We start from the raw sequence: 26,175 nt of genomic DNA, 5'->3' as shown, positions 1-26,175 counted from the left end.
CACGCGCGAGCGCCGGACGGATGACCCGCCCGGCGCCCGCGACGCAGTCCGATCGACTAGGTTCTGGCGCCGCCGGAGCGCAGCCGCGACAGTGCGTCGACGGTCGCAGCGAGGATCAGCACGCCACCCGTCACGAGCAGGTTGATGCCCGCCGGCAGGTTCAGCAGGGCCAGGCCGTTGGTGATGACGGCGATCACGAGCGCGCCGATCGCGGCGTGGATGAGGCGTCCTCGTCCACCGAACAGGCTCACACCGCCGACGACGGCCGCGGCGACACCCGAGAGCACGATGTCGCGGCCGACGGTGGCGTCGACCGATCCCACGCGGGCGACGCTGAGCAGAGCCGAGAACACCGCGAGGCTCGAGCAGATGACGAACGCCCACCACTTGATCCAGCGCACCTTGATACCCGAACGACGTGCCGCCTCGGCGTTGCCGCCGATCGCGTAGACGTAGCGCCCGAACTTCGTGCGGTCGAGCACGAACGACCCGATCCACAGGATCGTGAGCACGACGGGCACGACGATCGGCACACCGGCGACCTCGACCACGGACTGTCCGCGGTTCTGGTTGAGGATGTAGACGACGGTGCCGCCGATGACCGCGATCGCCGCCAGCTTGATCCACACCAGCGACACCGCTCGGTTGGGCACTCCGGCACGGGTGCGCCGGGCGCGATCCCAGAACGACGTCGCCGCCGAGATCGCGAGCATGATGACGAGCATCAGCCAGCCGGCCCAGACCGGCAGGTTGCCGTTCTGGATCGCGACGAGCTCGGGCACCTCGAGACGGTACAGCCCGCCGGGCCCGATGATGACCAGCGCCAGACCCTGGAATCCCAGGAACAGTCCCAACGTCACGACGAACGATGGGATCCCGATCCGGGCGACGAAGAAGCCTATCAACGCGCCGGTCAGGAAGCCGAAGCCGAAGCCGATGAGCAGTGCGAGCGGCCAGGGGATGCCGAACTGGGCGTTGAGCACCACGAACAGCGCCATGCCCACGCCGCCGGTGACGCCTGCTGACAGGTCGATCTCGCCCAGCAGCAGCACGAACACCAGCGCCATGCCGAGCACGACGAGGGTGGCCGCCTGGTTCAGCAGGTTGGCGAAGTTGCGCTCGGTGAGGAAGAACGGGCTGAGGATCGAGAACAGGATGCCGAGCACCACGAGTCCGCCGACGGCGGGGAGTGCCCCCATATCGCCGCCGCGCACGCGCTGCCACCAGGCCTGCACCTGATCCATCAGCCCGCCCTCGACGCCGCTGCCGATCAGGTCGCTCGCGACCGGGTCGGGTGCCGCCTCGGTCCGGGTCGCGTTGCTGCTCATTCCACGCCTCCTTCGGTGCGGATGGTCTCGGTGCCGACGATCTGCACGCCGAGGGTCTTGGTGCCGGTGATGTAGCCCACGACGTCGTCGCGGGTCGTCTGGCTCGTGGGGATCTGGGCGACCATCTGGCCGAGGTAGAGCACGGCGATGTCGTCGGCGACCTCGAACACGTCGGCGAGATTGTGGCTGATGAGGACCACGGCGACGCCCTGCTCGGAGAGACGCTTGACCAGGTTCAGGACCTGCTCGGTCTGCGCGACGCCGAGTGCGGCGGTCGGCTCGTCGAGGATGACCACACGCGCCTTCTTCAGCACCGCGCGGGCGATGGCGACCGTCTGCCGCTGCCCGCCGGACAGGCTCGAGACCTTCTGCCGCACCGACTTCACGGTGCGCACCGACAGGGAGCGCAGCGTGTCGGAGGCGTCCTTCTCCATGCGTCCCTCATCGAACGTGCCGAGCGAGACCTCCTCGCGTCCGAGGAACATGTTCTGCACGATGTCGAGGTTGTCGCACAGGGCGAGGTCCTGGTACACGACCTCGATGCCGAGATGCGCCGCGTCTCGCGGCGTGTGCAGGTCGCGGTGCTGGCCATCGATGAGGACTTCGCCCTCGTCGTAGGGCTGGACGCCCGCGAGACCCTTGATGAGTGTGGACTTGCCCGCGCCGTTGTCGCCGACCAGTGCGGTGACCTTTCCCGGGTGGACTTCGAGGTCGACGCCCTTGAGGACGCTGACCGGACCGAATGACTTCTTGACCCCGACGAGCCGGATGATCGGCTCTGTGCCGAGGCCGGTGGCGGGGAGGACGTTGGTGTCTGACATGCTCGCTTCCTTGCGCTGTCGGGTGCCGAGCGCGCAGAGGGCGCCGCGCCTTCGATGACGCGACGCCCTCGCGGCTGTGGTCCGAACGTTACTCGGTCACTCCGTACTGTTCACAGGCCGCGGCGACCTCGGGCGTGCAGACGTCGTCGAACGACGCGTCTCCGGCCGCGATGACGTCCTTGACCTCTTCGGGGCCGACCAGGACCGGCGTCACCTGGATGTAGGGCGTGCCGTCCTCGAGCTCGGCATCCGTCTCGACCTCTTCGCCGTTGAGCAGAGCGATCGCGACCTCGACCGCGGCGGCGGCCTCGTCGGCGACGGGCTTGTAGACGGTCGCGGTCTGCCAGCCGAGCAGGATGTTCTGCAGACCGGCCACGTTCGCGTCCTGACCCGACACGGCCACGCCCTGCAGGTTGTTGTCCTGCAGCACCTTGATGACGCCGGCCGCGTTGGTGTCGTTGGCAGCCCACACGCCGTCGACCTGTCCGTTCAGGCTCGTGAGGGCCTGCTCGAAGTTGGTCTGCGACTCGGCCTGGTCCCACACCCCGGGGGGCTCGGCGGCCGCGGTGATGCCGGCCTCTTCCATGACCTCGACGGCGCCGTCGTGGAACATCTTGGCGTTGCCGTCGGTCGGGTCGCCGCCCATGTAGACGACGGTGGCGTCGGCCGGGGCGACGCCCTTGGCCTCGAGCCCGTTGAGGACGGTCTGACCCTGCAGGCGACCGACCTCGACGTTGTCGAACGAGACGTAGTAGTCCGCACCGGCGAACGGGCGGTCGTAGGCGATCACGGGGATGCCCTCGGCCTTGGCGTCGGCTGCCACGGCCTCAGCGGCGCCCTGGTAGTCCACGAGCAGCATGACGCCACAGCCCTGCGTGAGCTGCTGGTCGGCGATCGTCGAGTACGTGTTGACGTTGCCCTGGGCGTTCTGGATGTCGACCTCGAAGCCCGCGGCCTCCAGGCCCTCCTGCAGGTAGACGCGGTCGAAGTTCTCCCAGCGGGGCGACGAGGCCGCGTCGGGCAGGATCACGCACGCACGGCCGGCGGCGTCGCCGCCACCGTCGCCGCCGTCGCCGCCGTCGGTCGGCGTGCCGCCGCCGGCACAGCCGGCGAGCATCACCGCGGCGGAGCCCGTGAGGGCGGCCACGGCGAGCAGTGAAGACTTCTTCATCTCTTGCCTTTCGTCTTTGAAGGGTGCGATTCCCAGGTCGCCCTGGCGCACATCGCGCTTGGAGCGATCATTTCCTGATCGATTCTTGGCGTCAAGTCTTGAACGTAACGCTTTGGCAACGCCGGACGTCTCGAGGGCACGCCGCGGGAATTGCGTTCGTGAAATGAAGGCAGAGCGGGTCGCCGCGCGTCAGGCGCGGCCGCTTGCCGCGCGGGTGCGCCGCGAGATCGAGTCCACGATCACCGCCAGCACCAGCACCACGCCGGTGACCATGAACTGCACGTACGAGTCGAGGTTCATGAGCGTCAGCCCCGATGAGATCGACTGGATGACGACGATCCCGATCAATGCCGAGTACGCCGAGCCGCGGCCGCCGAACAGGCTTGTGCCGCCGATGACCGCGGCGGCGATCGCGTTGAGGTTGACGTCTCCGGTGCCGGAGCTCTGGTTGGCCGATGCCAGCCGCGCGGCGGCGAGGATGCCGCCCGCCGCGGCGAGCGTGGAGCACAGCGCGAACACCGACAGATAGATCCGCTCGACGCGGATGCCGGCGCGTCGTGCCGCCTCGACCGACCCGCCGACGGCGTACACCGAGCGGCCCCAGCGCGTGCGCGTGAGCGCGAAGTTCGCGACCACGACGAGGACCAGGAAGAACACGAACATGACCCCGACGCCGCGATAGAGGTTCAGATACCACGCCGCGACGACGAGGAACACCAGCAGGGCGGCACTGCGCAGCGCGATCTGGGAGTAACTCTGGCTCACCAGGTACGCGGACGCACGGCGCTGGGCGCGCCGGATGAGCGACCAGGCGAAGGCGGCGACCGCCAGCACAGCGACCACGTACGACGCCCACGCGGGCAGGTACATCTGCTGCGCGAACTGGACGATCCACGAGTCGAAGGGGATCCCGATGGAACCCGTCTCGCCCAGCACCCACAGCTGCAGCCCGAGGAAGCCGAGGAGACCCGCGAGCGTGATGACGAAGCTCGGCAGGCCGAAACGCGTGAACAGATACCCGTAGAGCAGGCCGACCAGGCATCCGATCGCGAGGGCGGCCAGCAGCGCGAAGACGAGCGGCCATTGCAGCTGGACGAATGTGACGGCCAGCACCGCCGCGGCAAGACCCGAGACCGAGCCGACCGAGAGATCGATCTCGCCCAGCAGCAGCACGAGCACCACGCCCAGCGCGATCGTGCCGATCGCCGCGCACTGCATGGCGAGGTTGCCGAGGTTCTCGCTCGAGAGGAACACCGGATTGATGAGCTGGAACACCAGCCAGATCACCGCGATGCCCAGGACCGCCGGCACGGCGCCGAGGTCTCCGCCGCGCAATCGAGCGGCGAACATCGCGAGTCCGGCGCGCACGCCGCCGGATCCGAACAGCCCCCGGCCGCCGTCGTCGCCTCCGGCGACCTCGTCGCCCGCGAGGCTCATCGACGCCCGTCCGTACGATCGCCGGGCTTGCGCCGCGCGCCGGTCTGCGGCATCCGGATCACCGTTCCGCCTCCCGTCGGAGGCGCTTCGTGGTCGCCGTCGGCGTCATCGTCGACGCCGGCAGGAACGTCCGCGTCGGACGGAGTTGCGACCAGGCCGGGCCGTTCGGCCGCGCGGCGCGAAGCGGCGTTGTCGGCGGCGCCCGTGATCGCTGCGATCAGGGTCTCGCTCGTGACGTCCGCGACGTTGTAGACGCCGTTGTTCCGTCCGAGCCGCAGCACCACGACGCGGTCGGCGACGGCCATCACGTCCGCCATGTTGTGGCTGATCAGGATCACGCCGTGACCGCGCTCGCGCAGCCGCTCGATCAGGTTCAGCACCTCGGCAGTCTGAGCGACGCCGAGGGCGGCAGTGGGCTCGTCGAGGATCACCACGCGCGGGTCTCCGATGAGCGAACGGGCGATCGCCACCGTCTGCCGCTGGCCCCCCGACAGGGAAGCCACCGGAACGCGCACCGAGGGGATCTTGGCCGACAGCTCGCGCAGCAGGGTCCAGGTTCGCTGCTCCATGTCGACCTCGTCGAGCGTGGCCCCGTCGATGAGCTCACGACCGAGCCACAGGTTGGCCACGACGTCGAGGTTGTCGCACAGCGCGAGGTCCTGGAAGATCGTCTCGATCCCCAGCTCCTGCGCGTCGGCCGGTGAGCCGATCTGCACCAGATCGCCGTCGAACTCGATGGTGCCGGCGTCGGGCGGGTGGACGCCGGCGAGCACCTTGACCAGCGTCGACTTGCCGGCGCCGTTGTCACCCACGAGGGCGACCACTTCGCCCTCGTCGACCCAGAAGTCGACGTCGGTGAGCGCCCTGACCGCGCCGAATCGCTTTCCGATTCCGCGCATCGTCAGCACACGCTCCCGTGGACGTCCTGCCCGCGGGTGCGTCATCGACATCATCGCCCCGACCTCTCCGCCGTCTTTCGATTCCCCGACCAGGGACAGGACCCTACCCGATGCCCGCAGCTTCGCACGCATCGGCGTACGCGGGCGTGCAGATGTCGTCGACGCTCCAGAAGCCGTCCGCCACCACGGTCTCCATGATGTTGTCGACCGTCACCGCGACCGGCTCCAGGAGCGTCGTGGGCGTGCCGTCGATCTCCATCGGTGCGGTCACCTCCTCGCCGCGCAGCAGCGCCACCGCGACCTCGGCGGCAAGCTCCGCCTGCGGCTTGATCGCCTTGTACACCGTCATGTACTGGTCGCCCGTCAGGATCCGCTGAATCGCCGAGAGCTCGGCATCCTGACCCGTCACGACCGGGAGCGGATCGACGTTCGCCACGCGCAGCGCCGCGATCGCCCCGCCGGCGGTGGCATCGTTGGCCGCGTAGACGCCGGTGATCGCATCGCCGTGCTGCGCGATCTGACCGGCGACCCATTCCTGCGCCTTCTCGGGGTTCCACCCCGGTGTGTCGTACTCGGCCAGCACCCGCAGGCCGCTGTCGTCGATGACGCTGTGCGCGCCGCGCTTGAACAGCGCCGCGTTGCTGTCGGTGGGGGAGCCGTTGACCATCAGGATGCCCTCGCCCGCGGCCGCATCGCCGACGCCCTCGACGAACGCCGCCGCCTGCAGCAGACCCACCTTCTCGTTGTCGAACGAGATGTAGTAGGCCAGGTCACCGCCCGCGACGAGCCGGTCGTACGACACCACCGGCACGCCCTTCGCGTTCGCGGAGTTCACGATGCTCACCGCGGCATTGGCGTCGACCGGATCGAGGACGAGCACCCCGGTGCCCGCGGCCAGTGCCGACTCGGCCTGCTGCTGCTGCTTCGCGGCGTCCTGGTCGGCGTTGGAGTACAGCACGTCGTAGTCGCCGAGCTCGGCCACCCGCGCCTCGAACAGCGGCCGGTCGAAGGTCTCGTAGCGCGCGGTCTTGGCGTCGGGCAGCAGCAGCGCGATGGTGTCGTCGCCCGCCCCGCTCGCACCAGGGTCTGCCGATCCCGCGCATGCGGCGAGCACCGCGGCGAAGACGGCGGTGATGGATGCTGCGGCCACCACTCGACGTGCCCTCGTGAGGGCTGCTCCCGATCCCTGCATCGGTTGAGCTTACGCCGAGAACGGCAGCGAGGACGCGGCGGGAAGATCCGGTGGAGCGGGCACGTTCTGGGCGTCGACCGTGACGTGATCGACGGCGATCGCGATCGCCCCGCGAGCCTCGGCCCACTCCCCGAAAGAGGCGCCCACGATCTCTGGCAGCCCGCCCGCTGCCGGCAGTGCCGTGCGCTCGAGGGAGTGCCGCATCGGGGCCATCAGGATCTCGCCCGCCTGACCCAGTTCGCCGCCGACGACGATCAGCTCGGGGTCGAAGAGGTTGCACAGGCTCGCCGCGGCGATGCCGATGTGGCGCCCGGCATCCGCGATCACGCGCCGGGCGCTGCCGTCGCCGGCCTCGGCCGCGTGCAGGAGGTCGCCCAGGCGGTGCATCCCGACGCTCGGCGGGAACAGCGACAGCAGGGCCGGACCGCCGGCGTACGTCTCGAGGCATCCGCGATTGCTGCAGCGGCAGATCGGACCGTTCTCGTCCAGAGTCACGTGGCCGATCTGGCCGGCCTTGCCGTTGAAGCCGCGGAAGAGGTCGCCGCCGACGATGAGCCCGGCGCTGATCGTGTGGCCGACGCGGATGAAGACGGAGGAGGCGGCGGTGCGGCCGTTGCCCTCGCGGGCTTCGGCCAGCCCGCCCAGGTTGGCCTCGCTGTCGACGTGCACCTGGCGGCCGATGCGGGCCGACAGGCTCTCGGCCACGTCGACACCCTCCCAGCCGCGAAGCAGGCCCGGCGTCGAGATCATGCCCGTCCGGGGGTCGACGGGGGCGGGCAGGGCCAGCCCGACCGACAGCAGATCCGACAGTGAGCCGCCGATGGTCTCCATCATGTCGCCGAGCAGCAGCGCCAGCCGGTCGAGCTCCGCGTCGTGGCGGTGGTCCAGCGGCAGCGGCAGGGACGACTGCGTCACGATCGTGCGGGCGGTGTCGGCGATCGCGATCCGCAGATGACGCGAGCTGTAGTGCACGCCGGCGACCAGGCCCAGTCTGCGCGCGAGGGACACCAGCGTCGCGCGACGGCCGCTGCGCGACGTGAAGGACGTGTGGAGCAGGCCGGAGGCCGTCAGCTCCTTGACGATGTTCGAGACCGTGGCCGGCGACAGACCGGTGCTGCCGGCGAGCTCGATCTGCGTCAGACGACCGTGGCGCTTGAGGGATTCGACCACGCGCGCGCGATTCGCCTCGCGCAGCGAGGTCTGCGAGCCCGGCGGCGGGTTTCGGCGTGCCACAGAGCACACTGTACCGGACGAGCGTTTTCCCTGGTCTCCCGCGCATTCGTGCGGCGTCGACAGGCAGGGCGGGCCCTCGCCTCGCGAGGACCCGCCCTGTGGCATCACGTGTGCGCGCTGCCGGTCACCCGGCGGTGCGAGCGCTGGACGCCGATTCGGCGATCAGTCGCTCCTGATCGACCCGGTCCAGATCGTGCAGCGACGAGCCCTTCGTCTCGCGCAGCGAGATCACCGCGACGAGCGTGATCGCGGCCGCGACGGCGAGGTAGATGGCCACGGGAATCCACGAGCCGAAGTTCGACAGCAGCGATGTCGCGATGATGGGCGCGAGCGAGCCGGCCACGATCGATGTGACCTGGTAGCCGAGCGAGACCCCCGAGTAGCGCATGCGGGTGGGGAACATCTCGGACATGATGGCCGGCTGCGGCGCGTACATGAACGCGTGGATGACCAGGCCGAGGCAGATCGCGAGGACGATCACGACGGGGGAGCGCGTGTCGAACATCGGGAAGGCGATGAAGCCCCACGCCGCCGCCAGGACGGTGCCGATGAGGTACACCGGTTTGCGTCCGATGCGATCGGTGAGAGCCCCGATCGGCGGGATCACGACCATGTGGACGATGTGCGCGATCACGAGCCAGCTCAGGATCTGCGCCGTGTTCATCTCCAGCGCCACCGCGAGGTAGGTGATCGAGAAGGTCACCACGAGGTAGTACATGATGTTCTCGGCGAAGCGCAGGCCCATCGCGGTGAGGACGCCGCGGGGGTAGCGCCGGATGACCTCGAGGACGCCGTAGCGGACGTGCTCCTCCGTCTCGACCTGCTTCTGCACCTCGAGGAAGATCGGGGCGTCCGTGATCTTGGTGCGGATGTAGTACCCGACCGCCACGATGACCACCGAGAGCCAGAACCCGACGCGCCAGCCCCACGCGAGGAAGGCCTCCTCGGGAAGCAGGCCGCTGAGAACGAGGAGCACGATGGTGGCGAGCAGGTTGCCGACCGGAACCGCGGCCTGCGGCCACGACGCCCAGAATCCCCGCGACTTGTTGGGCGAGTGCTCGGCGACCAGCAGCACGCCGCCGCCCCATTCGCCGCCGACGGCGAACCCCTGAGCGAACCGCAGGAAGATGAGCAGGCCGACGGCCCAATAGCCGATCTGGTCGAAGGTCGGCAGGCATCCCATCAGGAACGTCGCGACGCCGACGAGGATGATCGCGAGCTGCAGGAGCTTCTTGCGCCCGTACTTGTCGCCGAAGTGGCCGAACACGATGCCGCCGAGCGGACGCGCGATGAAGCCGACCGCGTAGGTGAGGAACGCCTGGATGATCGGGGTGTACGGGTCGTCGGAGGGCGGGAACATGATCTTGTTGAAGACCAGGCTCGCGGCCGTGGCGTAGAGGAAGAACTCGTACCATTCGACGACCGTGCCGGCCATCGAGGCCGTGACGACGCGTCGCAGACTCGACGGCGGAACCTGCTGTGCGGGATCGGATGCTGTGGCTGACGCCATGCGCTGAACCTCCTTGTAGAGCGCGGAAACGGCCGGTGAGCGGCCGTCCGGCGACACTACCTGACGGGGGATTCAGGTTTCAAGGCGAAGTCCATGAGAATGCACTCACCTCACAGGCCGAGGGTCAGGTCTGGCCGGCGGCGAGGCGGATCAGGACGATGTTGCCGGACTCGTCGACTTCGGCCACCGTCGGGTGGGCCTTGACGAACTCCGAGAAGCTCTTGTGTCCGAGCGCCTTCTCGCTGAACGACGGGTCGAGCCGACGGATGAGGCTCTTCACCGCCGACGCGTGCTGCCACTCGACGTCCTCCTTGTCGCTCTCCAGGCGCAGCGCGCGCTCGAGAAGGGCGCCCGCCGGGTCGGCCGCGGCCTTCTTGGCGCGACGGCGCGTCGGCGCAGCATCCTTCTTGCCGGTGACCGGTGGTGCGGCGACCCCCGGGAGCGCATCGTACGAGTCGAACTGGTCGCACGCAGCGGCCAGGGACTTCGCGGTCGAGCCCGCCACCCCGACTCCCACGACATAGCGCCCCAGGCGCTTGCACCGCTGTGCCAGCGGGACGTAGTCCGAGTCGCCCGCGACGATCACGACGTGCGTGAGGTCGGGCAGCCGGAACATGTCCTCCACGGCGTCGACGGCCAGCCGGATGTCGGCGCCGTTCTTCGCGTACGCCGCGGCCGGGAACAGCTGCACCAGGTCGACGGCGCGGGCCACGAGCTGCGAGCGATAGATGGCGTTGACAGGGGCCGACCAGTCCGCGTAGGCCCGCGTCAGCACGAGCGTGCCGAACGACGTGGCGTAGTCGATGATCGCGCCGACATCGATCGTCGCGGCGGCCAGCCGTTCGGCGATCTCGGGGTCGGAGGCATCCGTCGCGATCCTCTGGCGATCCCGCGCGTACGAGTTCTTGCCGTGCACCCGGTCGTACCAGGACATCACGATGTTGTCGAAGTCGAGATACACCGCGACCCGGGCGTTCTGCATGTCGGGCATGTCATTCCTCCCCGGGGTAGCGGACCCCGACCAGTTCGCGGATTTCGTCGAGCGTCGACATGATCGCCACCGTCTCGTCGATGGGCAGGATGTCGGAGTCGTTGCTGCCGTCGGCGATATAGCGTTCGGCGGCCAGCGCCTGGAACTGCATGCCGCGTCCCTCGATCTCTGACACGTAGTCCTCGAGGATCGTGCCGTCGTGCGACACCACCCGGAACGATGTGGCGGTGTACCACACGCGGGCGATCTCGAGGCGGGCGTCGGTGCCGATGATCGCGGCGGTGTTGGGGCCAGCGGCACGGGATGCCGAGATCGTCGTCGACAGCGCGCCCGACTCGTGCGCCATGATCGTGGCCACCTCGGTGTCTGCTCCGGTCTCTCCCAATCGCGCGGACGCGGCGACCGACAGCGGCGCACCCAGGATGTCCCACGCGAACGAGATCGGGTAGATCCCGAGGTCCAGCAGCGCCCCGCCGCCCAGCTCGAGGGCGTTGATGCGGTGCAGCGGATCGCTCGTGATCCGCTGCGTGTGATCGGCGGTGAGCGCGCGCAGCTCGCCGAGCACGCCCGAGGCCACGATCTCGCGGATGCGGACCATGTGCGGCAGATAGCGCGTCCACATCGCCTCCATCGCGAGGAGCCCTCGTTCGGCCGCGGCGTCGCGCACCGCAGCCGCCTCGGCGGCGTTGATGGTGAACGGCTTCTCGATCAGGACGTGCTTGCCGGCCTCCAGCGCGAGCAGCGCGTTGGCGGCGTGCATCGGATGCGGCGTCGCGATGTACACGATGTCGACGTCCGGGTCGGCGACGAGGTCCTCGTACGAACCGTGGGCGCGCGCGATGTCGAACCGTCCGGCGAAGTCGGCGGCCGACTCCAGCCTCCGGGAGCCGACGGCGGCGAGGTCGAGTCCCGCGGTCCGCAGATCGCCGGCGAAGGCACGTGCGATGCCACCGGGACCGAGGATGCCCCAGCGAAGACCGGCGGCGGACGGCGAAGCAGGGGAAGTCATGACTTCGAGGCTACTGCCCGCCGCCGCGACGCTGCACCCGGGGCTAGCGTGCCGCGCTGTCGGCGAGTTGCGGCAGCGGGATCGTGATCGGCTCGAGAGCCCGCTCCAGGTCGGCCACGAGGTCTCGCGGGTCCTCCAGACCGACCGACAGCCGCACCGTCGTGGATCCGATGTGCGCTTCGGCGAGCTGGAGGGGGGACATGTGACTGTGCGTCATGGATGCCGGATGCGCCACGAGACTGCGCGCATCGCCGATGTTCGCGACCAGCCTGATCACTTGAAGGCGCGAGATGAACGACTCGACCAGCTCGAAATCCGCGTCCGGGTCGCCGGTGCCGGGCAGATCGAACGCGAACACCGCGCTCACGCCCCGCGGCAGATAGGTCTGCGCGTTGGCGTGCCAGGGGCTGGATTCCAGACCCGGGTGGTGCACGCGCGCGACGGCGGGGTGCGCGTCGAGGAATCGCGCCACCTCGAGCGCGCTCGCCGTGTGCCGCTCGACGCGCAGATCGAGGGTCTCGAGGCCCTGCAGCAGCTGGAACGCGTTGAACGCCGACAGCGACGGCCCGAGGTCGTGCACGTACTTGGTCTTCACGAGCGCGATGTAAGGCGATCCGCTGACGCCGAACCTCTCGACGAGGCTTCCGTCGGGCACGCGGCGGTACGTCTCGGTCAGCTGCGGCCAGCGCCCGGGATCGGCCGTGAAGTCGAACGTGCCGAGATCCACCACGACGCCGCCCAGCGACGTGCCGTGACCGCCCAGGAACTTCGTGGCCGAATGCACGACGATGTCGGCGCCGAAGTCCTTCGCGCGCTGCAGGTACGGCGTGGCGACGGTGTTGTCGATCACGAGCGGAACCCCCGCCGCCCGCGCCACAGCCGCCACGGCACCGAGATCGAGCACCTGCGCGATGGGGTTGGAGATCGACTCGGCGAACAGCGCGCGCGTGGTGGGGCGCACCGCCGCCGCCCAGGCATCCGTGTCGTCCTGATCGACGAAGGTCACGTCGATGCCCCAGTCGGCGAAGGTGTCCTGCAGCAGGTCGACCGTGCCGCCGTACAGCTGGCGCGCGGCGACGATGTGCTCGCCCTGACGGGCCAGTGCCAGCAGCGCGACCGCGACGGCAGCCTGCCCGGACGCGACGCCGGCGGCGCCGATGCCGCCTTCGAGTTCGGCCACGCGCTTCTCGAACACGAGCACCGTGGGGTTGGCCGCGCGGCTGTAGATGTTGCCCTCGCGGCGGAGCGCGAACAGGTCGCGCGCCTCGCTCAGGGAGCGGAACTCGAAGCCGTTGGACTGGTGGATCGAGGGCACGGCGGTGTTCTCGGCGATGCCCGGGTCGAACCCGGCCTGCACCTGCGCCGTCGCGAAGGAGCGCGAGGCGGCAGCCGGGCGCGGCGACACGGCGGGTCGGGGGTCGTGAGGCATGCGAACCATTGTCGGGCCACGGGCATTCGCGCCCCCGTCGTGTGTCGAACTGTTGCGCCGCCCGTGATCGCGCGCCCCCTCGCCGCTACGGGACGAGGGTCACCTTGCCGTCGACGCCGGCCTCCACCGCCCGATGGGCCTCCGCCGCGTCCGCCAGCGGGAAGGTCGGGCCGAGCTCGAGCGAGAAGCGTCCCGCCGCCATGAGGGCGAGCGTGACGGGCACCGCCTCGTCGCGCCACGCCAGCTGCTGCGCGGTCAGCGGGACGGGAGCGCCCCCGGAGAACGCGCGGATGCCCCAGCCCGCGGCATCCTTCCCCCGCACGAGTGTCGCGACGCGCGCGCGGTCCGCCACCACGTCGACGGAAGTCTGCAGCGCCTCGTCGGTGCCGGCCGCATCGATCGCGACGGTCACGCCGTGCGGCGCGGCGGCGCGGACGCGATCGAGCAGGCCGTCGCCGTATGCGATCGGCGTGGCGCCCAGTGCGCGCACGCGGCCCGAACGGCGCTCCGACGAGGTGGCGACGACGGTCGCACCCCACAGCACGGCGTACTGGATCAGGGCCTGCCCCACCGAGCCCGAGCCGGCGTGCACGAGGAGGGTGTCGCCGGCGCCGACCGACAGAGAGCGCAGCGTCTGATACGCGGTGCCGACGGGGATGCCCAGGGCAGCGCCGCCGGCCGCGGTCACGCCCGGTGGGCGAGGATGCACGCGGCCTGCCGGAAGCAGCACCTCCGTGGCGTACGCCCCGACGGCGCCGGAGAACACCACGGGGTCGCCGACGCGGAGCCCGTCCACGTCGGCGCCGACGGCTGCGACGACTCCCGCGCCGTCGTTGCCGACGCGGCGGGGCTCGGTGATCTCTCCCGAGGGGCGCCGGCCCGATCGGAGCTTGGCGTCGATCGGGTTCACTCCGGCGGCCTCCACCCGGACGACGATCTCACCGGGTCCGGGATCAGGCGTCGGGATGTCGATCCGACGGAGCACCTCGGGGCCGCCGAACTCCGTGTATGCGATGGCAACGCTCATGTCGGGCGCAACCCTCCTCTGCGTATCGGGTATTCCAGGTGCGTCATGCGACGACGGGGGAGATCATCATTGCTCAGCCCGAGCTCAGGGCCTTCTGGATCCGTGGCAGCGACACCGGCTCGGCGGTGCCCAGCGCCTGGGCGAACAGGCTCACACGGTACTCCTCGAGGAGCCACCGTGCGTGGACCAGGTGCGGCGGGGCATCCGGGGCGGGCGGGATCGTCCCGCCCGCGTCGGAGTAGAGCGCCGCGGCCCGCTCGAACTCGGTCATGCGCTGCCGGTCACGGCCGGCGTTGTCGGAAAGCGCGCGGACGCGGTCGAGCGCAGCACGCAGGTAGCGGGGCAGGTGCGTCAGGCGGGCGGTGCCGGTGCGCGAGGCGAAAGAGGGGAAGACGAGTCCGGCCACCTGACCTTTGACATCGTTCAGCGCTCCGAGGAGCGTCAGCGAATTCTGCTCGCGCAGCGCCCTCTCGACGTCGCGCGCGGCGGTGAGGATCCGCGCGGTCAGCGACACCGTCTGGAACAGCTCGTCGACGACGACCGCCGACAGCGTGTCGCGCACCGCCTCGAACCCGGCGCGTGTGCGCACCGGTCTCGCCGCCGTGCGCTGGATGACGGCATCCGCCACGGCCACGCGGCAGTCCTCCACGAGCGCCTTGGCGGACGGGTACGGCGATGCGGCCAGCGCGAGCTTCTCGGCGGAGGTCAGATGCTCCAGCACGTAAGCCACCGGCGAGGGCACCGCCAGGAGCAGCAGTCTGCGCACGCCGTCTCGGGTCGCGCGCTCGGCGGCCTCGGGCGTCGCCTCGATCCGCAGCGCGACCGACGCGCCCTCGTCCACGATCGCGGGATAGCCGCGGACGACGCCGCCTGCGACCTTGGTGTCGACGACCGCCGGCACGTCGCCGAACGACCACTCGGTGAGCCCGGTGCGCTCGGCGAAACCGGTCGCAGCGTCCGCAGCTCCTTGCGCAACAGCGGACGCGCCCACGCGCGTGGGCGGGAGATCGCGCCCCGTTCCGCTCTGCGCACGTGCCACGGAGCGCGCCACCGAGTCGCGCGCGCGTCCGGCGAGCCGGTCCTGCAATGCCGCGAGGTCGCGATCCGAGCCCACGGTGCGGCCGCGCTCGTCGACGGCGCGGAACGACATCAGCAGATGCGAGGGCACCCGCTCCAGCTCGAAGTCGCCGGCCGACACGGGCTGGTTCGCGACGCGCTGGATGCGCGCTGCCAGCGCGTCGCGCAGCGGCGTGGACGGCAGCCCCTGCGTGGCTTCCGGGCCCTGCCCGTCCAGTTCGGCCGACAGCGTCGCGGCCCAGTCCGCCGCCGGCACCACGTGGCGCCGGATGGCCTTCGGCAGCGACCGCAGCAGTGCCGTCACCAGCTCGTCGCGCATGCCCGGCACCTGCCAGTCGAAGCCGTCCGGCCGCAGCTGCGCCAGGAGGGCGAGGGGCACGACGATGGTCACGCCGTCGTCCGGCGCCCCCGGCTCGAAGCGATAGGCGAGCGAGAGCACCTGGTCGCCCTGCTGCCACCGCGCCGGAAAGTCGCGCTCGTCTCCCCGCGAGGCCTCATCGAGCAGGTCGGCCTCGCTCATGTCGAGCAGGCGCGGCGTGCGGCCCGCGGCATCCTGCCACCATGCCTCGAACGAGCGCACATCGAACACGTCGCGCGGCAGCCGAGCATCGTAGAACCGGAAGACGGCCTCGTCGCCGACGAGGATGTCGCGGCGGCGCTCGCGCTCCTCGATCTTCTCGAGCCGGCGACGCAGCTCGAGATTGCGGCGCTCGAATGCGGTGAGCCGCTTGTCGAGGTGCGATGAGTCCCAGTCGCCTTCGACCAGCGCGTGGCGCACGAACAGCTCGCGCGCGAGCGGGCGGTCGAAGCGCGCCAGCTGCACTCGGCGCCGCGGCACGATCTCGAGGCCGAACAGCGTGACCTTCTCGTACGCGGATGCCGCACCCGCCGCCTTGGACCAGTGCGGCTCGCTCAGCCGGCGCTTGGCGAGGTCGCCGGCCAGCGGTTCGGCCCAGGCGGGGTCGATCGCGGCGACGGTGCGGGCGAACAGGCGGCTGGTCTCGACGATCTCGGCGGCCATCACCGCCTGTGGGCGCTTCTTCTTCAGGCCCGAGCCGGGGAAGATCGCGAACCGGGTTCCGCGGGAGCCGAGGTACTCGGCCGAGCGGCGCTGTTCCCGCTCACCGGCACCGCCGCGGCCCCGGGCCGGCTCCTTCGACGTCGCCCGCTCGTCCAGCATGCCGAGGTGCGAGAGCAGCCCCGACAGGATCGCCTTGTGGATCTCGTCGGCGCCGCCGGCGGATCCGCGCGTGGACTTCCGTGCACCGGCCAGCGCGCTCAGCTGCCGGTGGACGTCCACCCATTCCCGCACGCGCACGTAGTTGAGATGCTCGCTGCGGCACATCCGCCGGAACGCGCTCGACCCCAGCTCGGACTGCTTCTCCTGCAGATGGTTCCACAGGTTCAGCAGCGTGAGGAAGTCGCTCGTCGGGTCCGTGAAGCGCGCGTGCAACCGGTCCGCCTCCTCGCGACGCTCCTCCGGTCGCTCGCGCACATCCTGGATCGACAGCCCCGCGACGATCACGAGTACGTCGCGGAGGATCCCGGTGCGCTGCGCCTCGAGGATCATGCGGGCGAACCGGGGATCGATCGGCAGACGCGCGATCTCGCGGCCGAGATCGGTCAGCCGGTGCTCGCCGGATCCCGCACTCGAGCCGCTCGAGGAGCGCACCGCGCCGAGCTCGACCAGGAGTTCGAGCGCCGCCCGCACGCCGCGCGAGTCGGGCGGAGTGAGGAAGGGGAACGACGAGATGTCGCCGAACCCCAGCGAGAGCATCTGCAGGATGACCGAGGCGAGGCTCGTCCGCAGGATCTCGGGCTCGGTGAACTCGTCCCGAGACGCGAAGTCCTCTTCCGAGTAGAGCCGGATCGCCACGCCCGGGCTGGTGCGCCCCGCGCGTCCCGAACGCTGCTGTGCCGAAGCCTGCGACACCGGCTCGATGGGCAGCCGCTGGATCTTGCTGCGGTTGCTGTATCGCGAGATGCGCGCCGTGCCGGTGTCGACCACGTACCGGATGCCGGGGACTGTCAGGCTCGTCTCGGCGACGTTGGTGGCGAGGATGACCCGGCGCCGAACGCCCGGCACCTTCGACGATTCGAACACGCGGTGCTGCTCGGCCGAGCTCAGCCGGCCGTACAGCGGCAGCACCTCGGTGGGAGCGGCATCCTTCGCGTACATGCCGCGGACGGCATCGGTCGCGTCGCGGATCTCGGCCTCGCCCGGCAGGAATACCAGGACGTCGCCGGCGGACTCGCGGTCGAGCTCGCGCAGCGCCGCCGTGATGCCGTCGACGTCATCGCCGCCGGCGTTCTCGGCCGACGCGCTCGCGGCGGCGGGTGGCCGGTACCGGATCTCGACGGGGTACGTGCGGCCGGACACTTCGATGATCGGCGCGGGCGTGCCGTCCGGCTCCGCGAAGTGCTTCGCGAAGCTCTCGGGGTCGATCGTCGCGCTCGTGACGATCACCTTGAGATCGGGGCGCTTCGGCAGGATCCGAGTGAGATAGCCGATGAGGAAGTCCACGTTGAGGGATCGCTCGTGGGCCTCGTCCACGATGATCGTGTCGTAGCGGCGCAGCAGACGGTCGCGATGGATCTCATTGAGCAGGATGCCGTCGGTCATGAGCGCGACGCGGGTGTCGGGCGACACCTTGTCGGTGAAGCGCACCTTGTAGCCCACCGTGGTGCCCAGCGGCACCTGCAGCTCCTCGGCGACGCGCTCCGCGATCGTGCGGGCGGCGATGCGCCGCGGCTGAGTGTGGGCGATGCGCGTGCGTCCGAGCTCGAGGGCGATCTTGGGCAGCTGCGTCGTCTTGCCCGATCCGGTCGCTCCGGCGACGATCACGACCTGGTGGTCGCGGATGGCGGCCGCGATCTCGTCCCGCGCCGCGCTGACGGGCAGCTCGGGCGGGTAGGAGATGACGGGTTCGGGCGCGGACATAGCCTTCGATCGTATCCCGCCCGGCGGGCGGTCCGCCTCGAAGCCCCTTGGTTCGTTCGTCACCTGTGCACGCGAAACGCCGCCGTTGGCGTACACAGGTGGCGAACGAACCAGGGGTGGGTTGTGTCGCAGAGTACTTTGCGATACAAAGTTGTCATGGTCGCGACGACACGGACGCCCACCGGCAGCGGCGCCGGCGCACGATCGCGAGCCCGTGCGCTCGCGTGGGGGCTCGGGCTGCCGGCAGCGCGCGTCGCGATGGTCGCGGCGGCGTGCACGCTCGCGTGGCTCGTGGTGGGCTGGGCCTCGGGTACCGCGACCGCCTTCCCGGTGCCGCCCCTGATCGCGGCGGTGGCCATGCTGCCGGTGAATCTCGTGTGCCTCGGACTGGTCCTGCGCCGGCTGCGCGCAGAGGGTCGCGGGCTGGGCGACCTTGTGGGCTACCGCCGGGGCCGCGTCGGTCGTGACGTGCTGTGGGGGCTGCTGTGGCTGGTGATGCTGTACGTGCCGTTCGTCCTCACGATCATGCTGGTGATGCGCGTGCTCCACGGCGATGCGATGTTCGTCGCGTTCGAGACCGTGTTCTTCGACCCGGAGGCGCTGCCGCCGCTGTCTCCGGTCGCGGCATCCGTCCTGGCCATCGTGGCCGTCGTGACCTTCGCGCCGCTGAACGCGCCGGTCGAGGAGTTCGTCTACCGCGGGACGGCGCAGCAGGATCTTTCGAGACGGATGCCGGTGGCGCTCGCCATCGTCGTGGCGTCGGTCTTCTTCGGGCTGCAGCACATCTGGTACGCGCCGACACCCGACGCGGTGCTGGTCTACGCGTGCGCGTTCTTCGTGTGGGGCGTCGGCTCGGGAATCATCGCGTGGCGGCAGCGCCGGCTGCTGCCGCTCATCGTCGCGCACGGGCTCGTGAACCTCTTGACCTCGCTGCCTTCGCTGGCCGTCCCCTTCCTCCTCGCGAACGGAGCATGATGCGATCCCCCGAAGCCCCCGACGAAGACGGAGAGCAGCCGGCCGATGTCGCGGCGATGCTCGACCTCATCCGCTCCGAACAGGAGCGGATGAGCCGCCGGCTCGCGGCCGGGGTGCCCGCCATCCTGCTCGCGTGGGGCATCGCGTGGTTCGTCGGGTTCATGCTGCTGTGGCTCATCGACGGTGCGCGGCCCGCGATCGCGGTTCCCGTGGCCGTGGCCGCCGTCGCCTTCGCCCTGCTCATGGCGGGCGCCCTCGTGGTCAGCGCGGTCATGGGCGCCCGCATGAGCCGCGGCATCCGCCCCGCACCGGGTGCGGCGTGGACGGGGACGGTGTACGGGCTCACATGGCCGCTGGGGTTCCTGTCGCTCACCGCGCTCGGGCAGGCGCTCATCGTGAACGGCATGCCGCCGGAGCTCGCGAGCATCTATTACCCGACGGCTTCGACGATCTTCGTCGGGATCATGTACGTGCTCGCGGGCGGGATCTGGCGCAATTGGCCGACCATCGCGATGGGCGGCTGGTTCATCGGGGTCGCCGCGGTCGCGCCGTTCTTCGGGTACCCCACCCACTACCTGGTGTTCGCGCTCGCCGCCGGCGGGGTCTTCCTCCTGGGCGCCCTCGTCGCGTGGCTGTGGCTGCGCGGGAGCCGTCGCCGGCCGGACGACGCCGAGGACGTCGATGAGTGAGCTGGACCCGGTCATCCACGCCGCGGCGCGGCTGCGCATCACCGCGGCGCTGGCGACGCTCCACAGGAACGAGAGCATCACCTTCCCGCGTCTTCAGGAACTGCTGGAGATGACCGCGGGGAACCTCTCGACTCACGTGCGCAAGCTCGAGGAGGCGGGGTACGTCACCGTCGAGAAGACGCACCGGGGTCGCACCCCGACCACCTACCTGTCCCTCACCAAGCAGGGGCGACGTGCCTTCGAGGACTACGTCGAGACCCTCCGTTCCGTTCTGGGAGAACAACCATGACTCTTGCCGAGTTCGATCACGTCACGCGCCGTTACGGCGACGTCGTGGCGGTCGACGACATCTCGCTCACGATCGACGCCGGCACCCTCGTGGGCCTTCTGGGCCCCAACGGCGCCGGCAAGACGACGCTGCTCTCGCTGCTGCAGGGGCTGCGACGGCCGACCGCCGGGACGGTGACCCTCTTCGGCGGGAGTCCGCAGGATGCCCGCCGCCGCACGGCGCTCGGGACCACGCCGCAGGAGACGGCGCTGCCCGAGACGCTGCGGGTGGGCGAGGTGATCGACTATGTCGGCGGTCACTTCGCCGATCGCGTCCCGTCAGGCGAGCTTGCGGACGAGTTCGGCCTCGCCGACATGCTCCGTCGTCAGTGCGGCGCGCTCTCGGGCGGGCAGAAGCGGCGCCTGGCGGTCGCGCTGGCCTTCGTCGGCCGCCCGCGCCTCGTGCTCCTGGACGAGCCCACCACGGGCCTCGACGTCGACGCACGACGAACGCTGTGGGCGGCCATCCGGCGTCAGCACGAGGCCGGGGCCACCGTCGTCATCACCAGTCACTACCTCGAAGAGATCGAGGCGCTCGCGCAGCGCGTGATCGTGGTCGGCGAGGGGAGGATGCTCGCCGACGACACGGTCGCCCGCGTGGTCGCGCGCGTCGGAGTCGGACGCGTGCAGCTCTCGAGCCACGAGCCCAAGCGCATCGAGCAGCTCGCGAGCGTCGTGCGCCACGAACGGTCCGACGATCGTGAGATCTTCACGGTCACCGATGCCGACGAGTTCGTGCGGGAGCTGGTCGGCTCCGGGCTGGCGTTCCAAGACCTGACCGTGCGCGGAGCGACGCTCGAAGAGGCCTTCCTCGCACTGACCGAATCCCGCGTCGCAGACGCGTCCCCTCGAAAGGCCGGACAGGCAGCATGACCACCATCACGGCACGGCCCGTCTCGACGGCCCGGCTCACCTTCCTCCACGCCAAGTACGTGCTCATCGAGACGCTCCGGGTGCCCATCGCGGTGATCGGCACGCTCGTCTTCCCGGCGCTCGCGCTCCTGTTCTTCGTCGTCCCGCAGCGAGTCGTCGCCGACAACCCCGAATACGCGACGCAGGCGGTGATCTCCCTCTCGGTGTTCGCCGTGATGTCGAACGCGCTCTTCTCGTTCGGCCTGAACATCTCGGAGAGCCGCGAGAAGCCGTGGGATCCGTATCTGCGGACGCTCCCGGCCCCCGGCACCGCACGCGTGCTCGCACAGATCCTCTCCACCGGCGTGCTCGGTCTCATCGCGATCGTGCCGGTCATCGTGGTGGGCGGCCTGTTCACTGCGGCCGAGGCTCCTCCCGCCCGTCTCCTGGCCGGCCTCGTCGCCCTCGCGGTCGCGTCGCTCCCGTTCATGCTCATCGGCAGCGCGATCGGCTATGCGCTGCCGTTCAAGGCCGCGATCGCCGTGGTGCAGATCGTGATGTTCTCGCTCGCCTTCATCGGCGGGCTGTTCCTGCCACCGGAGATGTTCGCGCCGTGGCTCGACACCGTCTCGCGCTTCACGCCGTCGCGCGAGGCGCGCGAGTTCGTCATCTGGGCGGTCCAGGGCGGGCCGCTGGAGTGGTGGGTGTGGGTCGGCATCGTCGTGTGGACCATCACGTCCTTCGCGCTCGCGGTGACGCTCTTCCGGCGGGATCAGGGACGCCGCTTCCGCTGACGACGGCGGCGACGTGAGCGCGCGGCGCTCGTAGGCTGGGAGTCATGACGATTCCCACCCTGACCCTCAACGACGGCCACACCATCCCGCAGCTCGGCTACGGCGTCTTCCGCGTGCCCGCCGCCGACACCGAGCGAGCCGTGGCCGAGGCGCTGGAGGTCGGCTACCGGCACATCGACACCGCCGCGATCTACGGCAATGAGGAGGGCGTGGGCGCCGCGATCGCCTCGAGCGGCATCGCCCGTGACGAGCTGTTCGTCACGACCAAGCTGTGGAACGACCGTCACCACGACGAGCAGCCGCGCGCCGCGATCGGGGAGAGCCTCGAGCGGCTGGGCATGGACCACGTCGACCTGTACCTCGTGCACTGGCCGGCGCCCGCAAAGGACGAGTACGTCCACGCGTGGGAGAAGATGGTCGAGCTGCGCGACGCCGGTCTCACACGCAGCATCGGCGTCTCGAACCACCTGGTGCCGCACCTGGAGCGCATCATCGCGGCGACCGGCGTCGTGCCGGCCGTGAACCAGATCGAGCTGCACCCCGCCTACCAACAGCGGGACATCACGGACTGGGCCGCCGCCAACGACGTCCGGATCGAGTCGTGGGGTCCGCTCGGCCAGGGCAAGTACGACCTGTTCGCCGCCGAGCCGGTCGCTGCCGCCGCGCAGGCGCACGGTAAGACGCCGGCGCAGGCGGTGCTGCGCTGGCACCTCCAGAAAGGATTCATCGTCTTCCCCAAGTCGGTTCGGCGCGAGAGGCTGGAAGAGAACCTCGACGTCTTCGACTTCGAACTCACCCCTGACGAGGTGGCCGCGATCGACGCGATGGACCCGGGCGACGGTTCGGGACGCGTCAGCTCGCACCCCGACGAGGTGAACTGACGGAGGGACCGGATGCCATGAATCCTCGCCTCGCGGAAGCGACGAGCCCGTACCTGAGAGCCCATGCGGGCAATCCGGTCGCGTGGTTCCCGTGGGGCGAGGAGGCCTTCGCCCAGGCTCGGGCACGAGATGTGCCTGTCATGGTCTCGATCGGATATTCGACGTGCCACTGGTGCCACGTGATGGCGCGCGAGTCGTTCGAGGATGCCGACACCGCGGCCGACCTCGACGCCGGCTTCGTCGCGATCAAAGTGGACCGCGAGGAGCATCCCGAGGTCGACGCCGCCTACATGGCCGCCGCTTCGGCCTTCGCGCCGAACCTCGGCTGGCCGCTCACCGTCTTCGTGACCCCGCAGGGGCGCCCGTTCTACGCGGGCACGTACTATCCGCCGGAGCCTCGTGGCGGCCTGCCGTCGTTCCGTCAGGTGCTGGCGGCGGTGCGCGAGGCGTGGACCGAGCGCCGCGATCAGATCGACGGGACGGCGGATGCTGTCGCGAGCGCGCTCGCCGACGTCCGCGCCTCGGTCGGCTCCGGGCCTTCCGGTGAGGCGACCCTCGATGCGCTGACGGCGCCCGAGATCGCCCAAGCCGCGCGCACACTCGCAGGACGCGAGGATCCGCGCCACGGCGGCTTCGGCGATCCTGCGTCGGCGGCGCCGAAGTTCCCCGTCGCCACGGCCCTGAAGTTCCTGCAGGCCCGCCTCGTGCGCGAGACGGCGGCCGAGGCATCCGTCGTCGCCGACCGCGCGCTCGCCGCGATGGCCGCGTCGCCCCTGCGCGACCCGGTCGAGGGCGGGTTCTTCCGCTATGCGACGCGCCCGGATTGGACGGTGCCGCACTACGAGCGCATGCTCACCGACAACGCGCAGCTGCTCGACGTCGCCACGGATGCGGGTTCGCACGACGTCGCACGGGGGGTCGCAGGCTTCCTCGTCGACGTGCTCCAGCAGCCGACCGGCGGGTTCGGGGCCGCGCAGGACTCGGAGTCATGGATCGACGGCCGGCGCAGCGAAGGCGGGTACTACGCACGGGATGCCGCCGCTCGCGCGGACCTGCAGCCACCCGCCGTCGACGGCAAGGTCGTGACGGGCTGGAACGGGCTCGCGATCGGCGCCCTCGCTCGCGCCGGGGCTCGCTACGGCGAGGAGCGCTGGCTCGAGTCCGCCCGCTGGGCGGCCGATGCGGTGCTCGAGAGCAACGTGAGGCCCGACGGACGCCTGCTGCGCGCCTCCCTCGACGAGATCCCCTCGTCGGCCGCCGCGACCCCGGCCGACTACGGGCAGCTCGCCGCTGGGCTGACAGCCCTGGCCCTCGCCACCGGAGAGGTCGCTTATGCGGTGCGCGCGCGGGAGCTGGTCGACGCGTGCCTGACCGATGACGGCGAGGTCGCGGTGCCGGGCGGCGGCGACCCGGTGCTGGCGGCGCAGGGGATCGGTGCCCCGGATGCCGCCTCCGACGCCGACGAGCCCTCCGGGCGCGCGGCGCTCGCCGAGGCTGCCGTGGCGTTGTGGCTCGTCGGCGCCGGGGACCGCTATCGGGCGGTGGCCGAGCACATCGTCGCGCCGCACGTGCGGGCCGCCGTCGGGCAGCCGCTCGCCTACGGGGCGCTGCTGCGAGTGGCCGCCACCCTCGCGGCAGCGCCGCGACAGCTCGTGATCGTGCTGCCGGATGCGGCACCAACGGGTGCGGGCGGAACCGAAGCGATATCGGCTACGGCCCCAGGTGCCGCGGCCGGTGCCGGCCTCGCGGCGGCGGGGCGTGGCATCCGTTCCGATCTCTTCACGGTGCTCGCGCAGAGCGCCGCAGGCGCGTGGAACCAGGCGGGTTTCGAGCTGTTCGCCGAGAAGACGACGCGCGATGGCCTGCCAACGGCCTACGACTGCCGCGATTTCGCGTGCCGGCTTCCGGTGACCGATCCCACTGAACTGGGGGACTGATTCAGATCCAGCTGGGCAGCCAGTTGTGCAGCCGCCAGAAGTCGTAGGGCACCGCCATGGCCGAGATCACCGGGTACCAGAACGCCGCCAGGAGCAGCGCCACTCCCAGGAACACCAGCACGAGCCGCTGGCCGGTGTGGCGGCGATCGTCGTCAGCACCCGATGCCGCGATGCGCTGCAGGGCGAAGGTGAGCGCCAGCAGCATGAACGGCAGCATCAGCACCGTGTAGAACTGGAACACCGTCCGCTCGGGGAAGAACAGCCACGGCACGTAGGTCACGGCGATTCCGGTGAGCACGAAGGCGTGCCGCCAATCGCGCGACACGATGAACCGGTACGCCAGATACAGCACCGCGGCCACCCCGGCGTACCAGACCAGCGGGTTCGGGATGCTCGACACGACCTGCGAGCACCCGTTGGCCGCGGCGCAGCCGTCCACCCCCAGCGCATCGTGGTGGTAGTACATGCCGGTCGGGCGCAGCAGCAGCGGCCACTGCCACGCGGGGCTCGCGTACGTGTGACCCGATGTGATGCCGGCCGCGGAGTTGTACATGGTCACGTGGAACTGCCACAAGCTCTGCAACGGCAGCGGCACCCATGAGAACAGCCCGGTCGCGGGGTTCGCGTCCGCGACATGACGGTCGTAGCCGCCGTCGGTGACGAGCCAGCCGGTCCACGAGGCGAGGTAGACCACAGCGGCGATCGGGACGAGGAGCAGGAAGGTGACGCCGCCTTGGCGCAGCGCGTCGGAGGGCCAGAACAGCACGCCCGCGCGGCGGCGGGCGAGCGCGTCGGTCACGACGAGATAGATGCCGAGCCCGGCGAGCACCCAGACCCCCGACCATTTGACCGCGCACGCCGCGCCGAGCGCTGCTCCGGCGGCCAGGATCCAGGGCCGGTTCCACAGCAGCGGGCCCCACCTGACCGTTGAGGAGAGCGGGAGCGCGTCGCCGTCGACGCGCGCCGCGACCGTCTCGGCGATGCGCGTCATCGTGCGCTCCCGGTCGACCAGGACGAAGAGGAACGCGAGCAGCACGAAGAACGTGAGCGCGGTGTCCAGGAGCGCCACGCGGCTCATCGAGATCGCGAGCCCGTCCACGGCCATCAGCAGTCCCGCGACGACGGCGAACGTCGTGGACCGTGTGAGGCGCCGGGCGATGAGCATCAGGAGCAGCACCGCCGCGATGCCGAGAAGCGCGGTCGTGAGGCGCCACGTCCACCCCGATCCCGGGCCGAACGCGAGCATGCCGAGGGCGATGATCCACTTGCCCAGCGGCGGATGGATCACGAACGCCGGGTCGGTCGAGAAGACGCCGACGTCGCCCGACAGGAAGCTCGCGTTGCCGTCCTCGGGCCACGACCCCTCGTAGCCCAGCTGCAGCAGCGTCCAGGCGTCCTTGACGTAGTACGTCTCGTCGAACTGGTTCATCAGGTCGTGCGCGGCGCCGAGGTTCCACAGACGCGCGACCGCGGCGAGCACGAGGACGATCGCGGGCCCGAGCCACCGGTACAGCCGCCGCGCCCGCTCGTCGCCGTTCACGCGCCGTGCGAACCGGTCGTACAGACTCGGGCGTGCGGGCCGGCGGGAAGGCGGGGGGAGGAGCGGTGCGGCAGGCGGGTCGGCAGCTGGCCGAAGGGCGTCCGTCACCCGGCCA

General features: G+C 70.5%; 21 protein-coding genes. 7 read left to right on the top strand and 14 right to left on the bottom strand.

Annotated features, from left to right (window positions below):
• Positions 1-56: 56 nt before the first annotated feature.
• The 13 genes from HF576_RS00840 to hrpA form a co-directional block, all read right to left on the bottom strand.
• Positions 57-1,328: a sugar ABC transporter permease gene (locus HF576_RS00840; RefSeq protein WP_168910901.1), complete on the bottom strand. Its 1,272-nt coding sequence runs from the start codon at positions 1,326-1,328 to the stop codon at positions 57-59.
• Positions 1,325-2,149, bottom strand: a complete 825-nt coding sequence (locus tag HF576_RS00835) for an ATP-binding cassette domain-containing protein (protein ID WP_168910900.1) — start codon at positions 2,147-2,149, stop codon at positions 1,325-1,327. The genes HF576_RS00840 and HF576_RS00835 overlap by 4 nt, the downstream gene beginning before the upstream one ends.
• A gap of 88 nt (positions 2,150-2,237) precedes the next feature.
• The gene (locus HF576_RS00830) at positions 2,238-3,320 is read right to left on the bottom strand and encodes a substrate-binding domain-containing protein (RefSeq protein ID WP_168910899.1); all 1,083 of its coding nucleotides are present in this window, start codon (positions 3,318-3,320) and stop codon (positions 2,238-2,240) included.
• A 189-nt stretch (positions 3,321-3,509) separates the two neighbouring features.
• On the bottom strand, positions 3,510-4,670 hold the full coding sequence (locus HF576_RS00825; protein WP_240948664.1) for a sugar ABC transporter permease: 1,161 nt from the start codon (positions 4,668-4,670) through the stop codon (positions 3,510-3,512).
• A gap of 83 nt (positions 4,671-4,753) precedes the next feature.
• Positions 4,754-5,701, bottom strand: a complete 948-nt coding sequence (locus tag HF576_RS00820) for an ATP-binding cassette domain-containing protein (RefSeq protein ID WP_425522960.1) — start codon at positions 5,699-5,701, stop codon at positions 4,754-4,756.
• Positions 5,702-5,759: 58 nt separating this feature from the next.
• Positions 5,760-6,848, bottom strand: coding sequence for a sugar ABC transporter substrate-binding protein (locus HF576_RS00815; RefSeq protein ID WP_168910897.1), 1,089 nt, complete (start codon positions 6,846-6,848; stop codon positions 5,760-5,762).
• Positions 6,849-6,857: 9 nt separating this feature from the next.
• A complete protein-coding gene (locus tag HF576_RS00810) occupies positions 6,858-8,081 on the bottom strand; it encodes an ROK family transcriptional regulator (RefSeq protein WP_343234134.1) in 1,224 nt (407 codons plus the stop codon).
• 124 nt (positions 8,082-8,205) lie between these two features.
• Positions 8,206-9,591 (bottom strand): MFS transporter, encoded by a 1,386-nt coding sequence (locus HF576_RS00805; RefSeq protein WP_168910896.1) that lies wholly within the window; start codon positions 9,589-9,591, stop codon positions 8,206-8,208.
• A 124-nt stretch (positions 9,592-9,715) separates the two neighbouring features.
• Positions 9,716-10,582 (bottom strand): NYN domain-containing protein, encoded by an 867-nt coding sequence (locus HF576_RS00800; RefSeq protein WP_168910895.1) that lies wholly within the window; start codon positions 10,580-10,582, stop codon positions 9,716-9,718.
• A 1-nt stretch (position 10,583) separates the two neighbouring features.
• Positions 10,584-11,591 carry a Gfo/Idh/MocA family protein gene (locus tag HF576_RS00795; protein WP_168910894.1) on the bottom strand — a complete coding sequence of 336 codons (1,008 nt, stop codon included), beginning with the start codon at positions 11,589-11,591 and terminating at the stop codon, positions 10,584-10,586.
• A 43-nt stretch (positions 11,592-11,634) separates the two neighbouring features.
• Positions 11,635-13,020 carry an O-acetylhomoserine aminocarboxypropyltransferase/cysteine synthase family protein gene (locus HF576_RS00790; RefSeq protein WP_168910893.1) on the bottom strand — a complete coding sequence of 462 codons (1,386 nt, stop codon included), beginning with the start codon at positions 13,018-13,020 and terminating at the stop codon, positions 11,635-11,637.
• Positions 13,021-13,105: 85 nt separating this feature from the next.
• Positions 13,106-14,047, bottom strand: coding sequence for a quinone oxidoreductase family protein (locus HF576_RS00785; RefSeq protein WP_168910892.1), 942 nt, complete (start codon positions 14,045-14,047; stop codon positions 13,106-13,108).
• Positions 14,048-14,120: 73 nt separating this feature from the next.
• Entirely contained in the window at positions 14,121-18,065 is a 3,945-nt protein-coding gene (gene hrpA, locus HF576_RS00780) for an ATP-dependent RNA helicase HrpA (protein WP_168910891.1), read from the bottom strand.
• Positions 18,066-18,221: 156 nt separating this feature from the next.
• Between hrpA and HF576_RS00775 the strand changes: the two genes are divergently transcribed.
• From HF576_RS00775 to HF576_RS00745, 7 genes are read left to right on the top strand one after another with little or no spacing between them, the layout of a single operon-like run.
• A complete protein-coding gene (locus tag HF576_RS00775) occupies positions 18,222-19,040 on the top strand; it encodes a CPBP family intramembrane glutamic endopeptidase (protein ID WP_168910890.1) in 819 nt (272 codons plus the stop codon).
• Positions 19,040-19,729: a hypothetical protein gene (locus tag HF576_RS00770; protein ID WP_168910889.1), complete on the top strand. Its 690-nt coding sequence runs from the start codon at positions 19,040-19,042 to the stop codon at positions 19,727-19,729. Before HF576_RS00775 ends, HF576_RS00770 begins: the two co-directional genes overlap by 1 nt.
• Positions 19,722-20,018, top strand: a complete 297-nt coding sequence (locus tag HF576_RS00765; protein ID WP_168910888.1) for a winged helix-turn-helix domain-containing protein — start codon at positions 19,722-19,724, stop codon at positions 20,016-20,018. The genes HF576_RS00770 and HF576_RS00765 overlap by 8 nt, the downstream gene beginning before the upstream one ends.
• The gene (locus HF576_RS00760) at positions 20,015-20,929 is read left to right on the top strand and encodes an ABC transporter ATP-binding protein (RefSeq protein WP_168910887.1); all 915 of its coding nucleotides are present in this window, start codon (positions 20,015-20,017) and stop codon (positions 20,927-20,929) included. The genes HF576_RS00765 and HF576_RS00760 overlap by 4 nt, the downstream gene beginning before the upstream one ends.
• Entirely contained in the window at positions 20,926-21,702 is a 777-nt protein-coding gene (locus HF576_RS00755) for an ABC transporter permease (RefSeq protein ID WP_168910886.1), read from the top strand. The genes HF576_RS00760 and HF576_RS00755 overlap by 4 nt, the downstream gene beginning before the upstream one ends.
• A gap of 44 nt (positions 21,703-21,746) precedes the next feature.
• A complete protein-coding gene (locus HF576_RS00750) occupies positions 21,747-22,583 on the top strand; it encodes an aldo/keto reductase (protein ID WP_168910885.1) in 837 nt (278 codons plus the stop codon).
• A gap of 17 nt (positions 22,584-22,600) precedes the next feature.
• Positions 22,601-24,520 (top strand): thioredoxin domain-containing protein, encoded by a 1,920-nt coding sequence (locus HF576_RS00745; protein ID WP_168910884.1) that lies wholly within the window; start codon positions 22,601-22,603, stop codon positions 24,518-24,520.
• Position 24,521: 1 nt separating this feature from the next.
• Here HF576_RS00745 and HF576_RS00740 read toward each other — a convergent pair whose 3' ends face one another.
• On the bottom strand, positions 24,522-26,168 hold the full coding sequence (locus HF576_RS00740; protein ID WP_343234133.1) for a dolichyl-phosphate-mannose--protein mannosyltransferase: 1,647 nt from the start codon (positions 26,166-26,168) through the stop codon (positions 24,522-24,524).
• Positions 26,169-26,175: the final 7 nt, after the last annotated feature.

Source organism: Microbacterium salsuginis (genome assembly GCF_012524205.1).
Classification (GTDB): domain Bacteria; phylum Actinomycetota; class Actinomycetes; order Actinomycetales; family Microbacteriaceae; genus Microbacterium; species Microbacterium salsuginis.
This window is presented reverse-complemented; position numbering and strand designations above follow the sequence as displayed.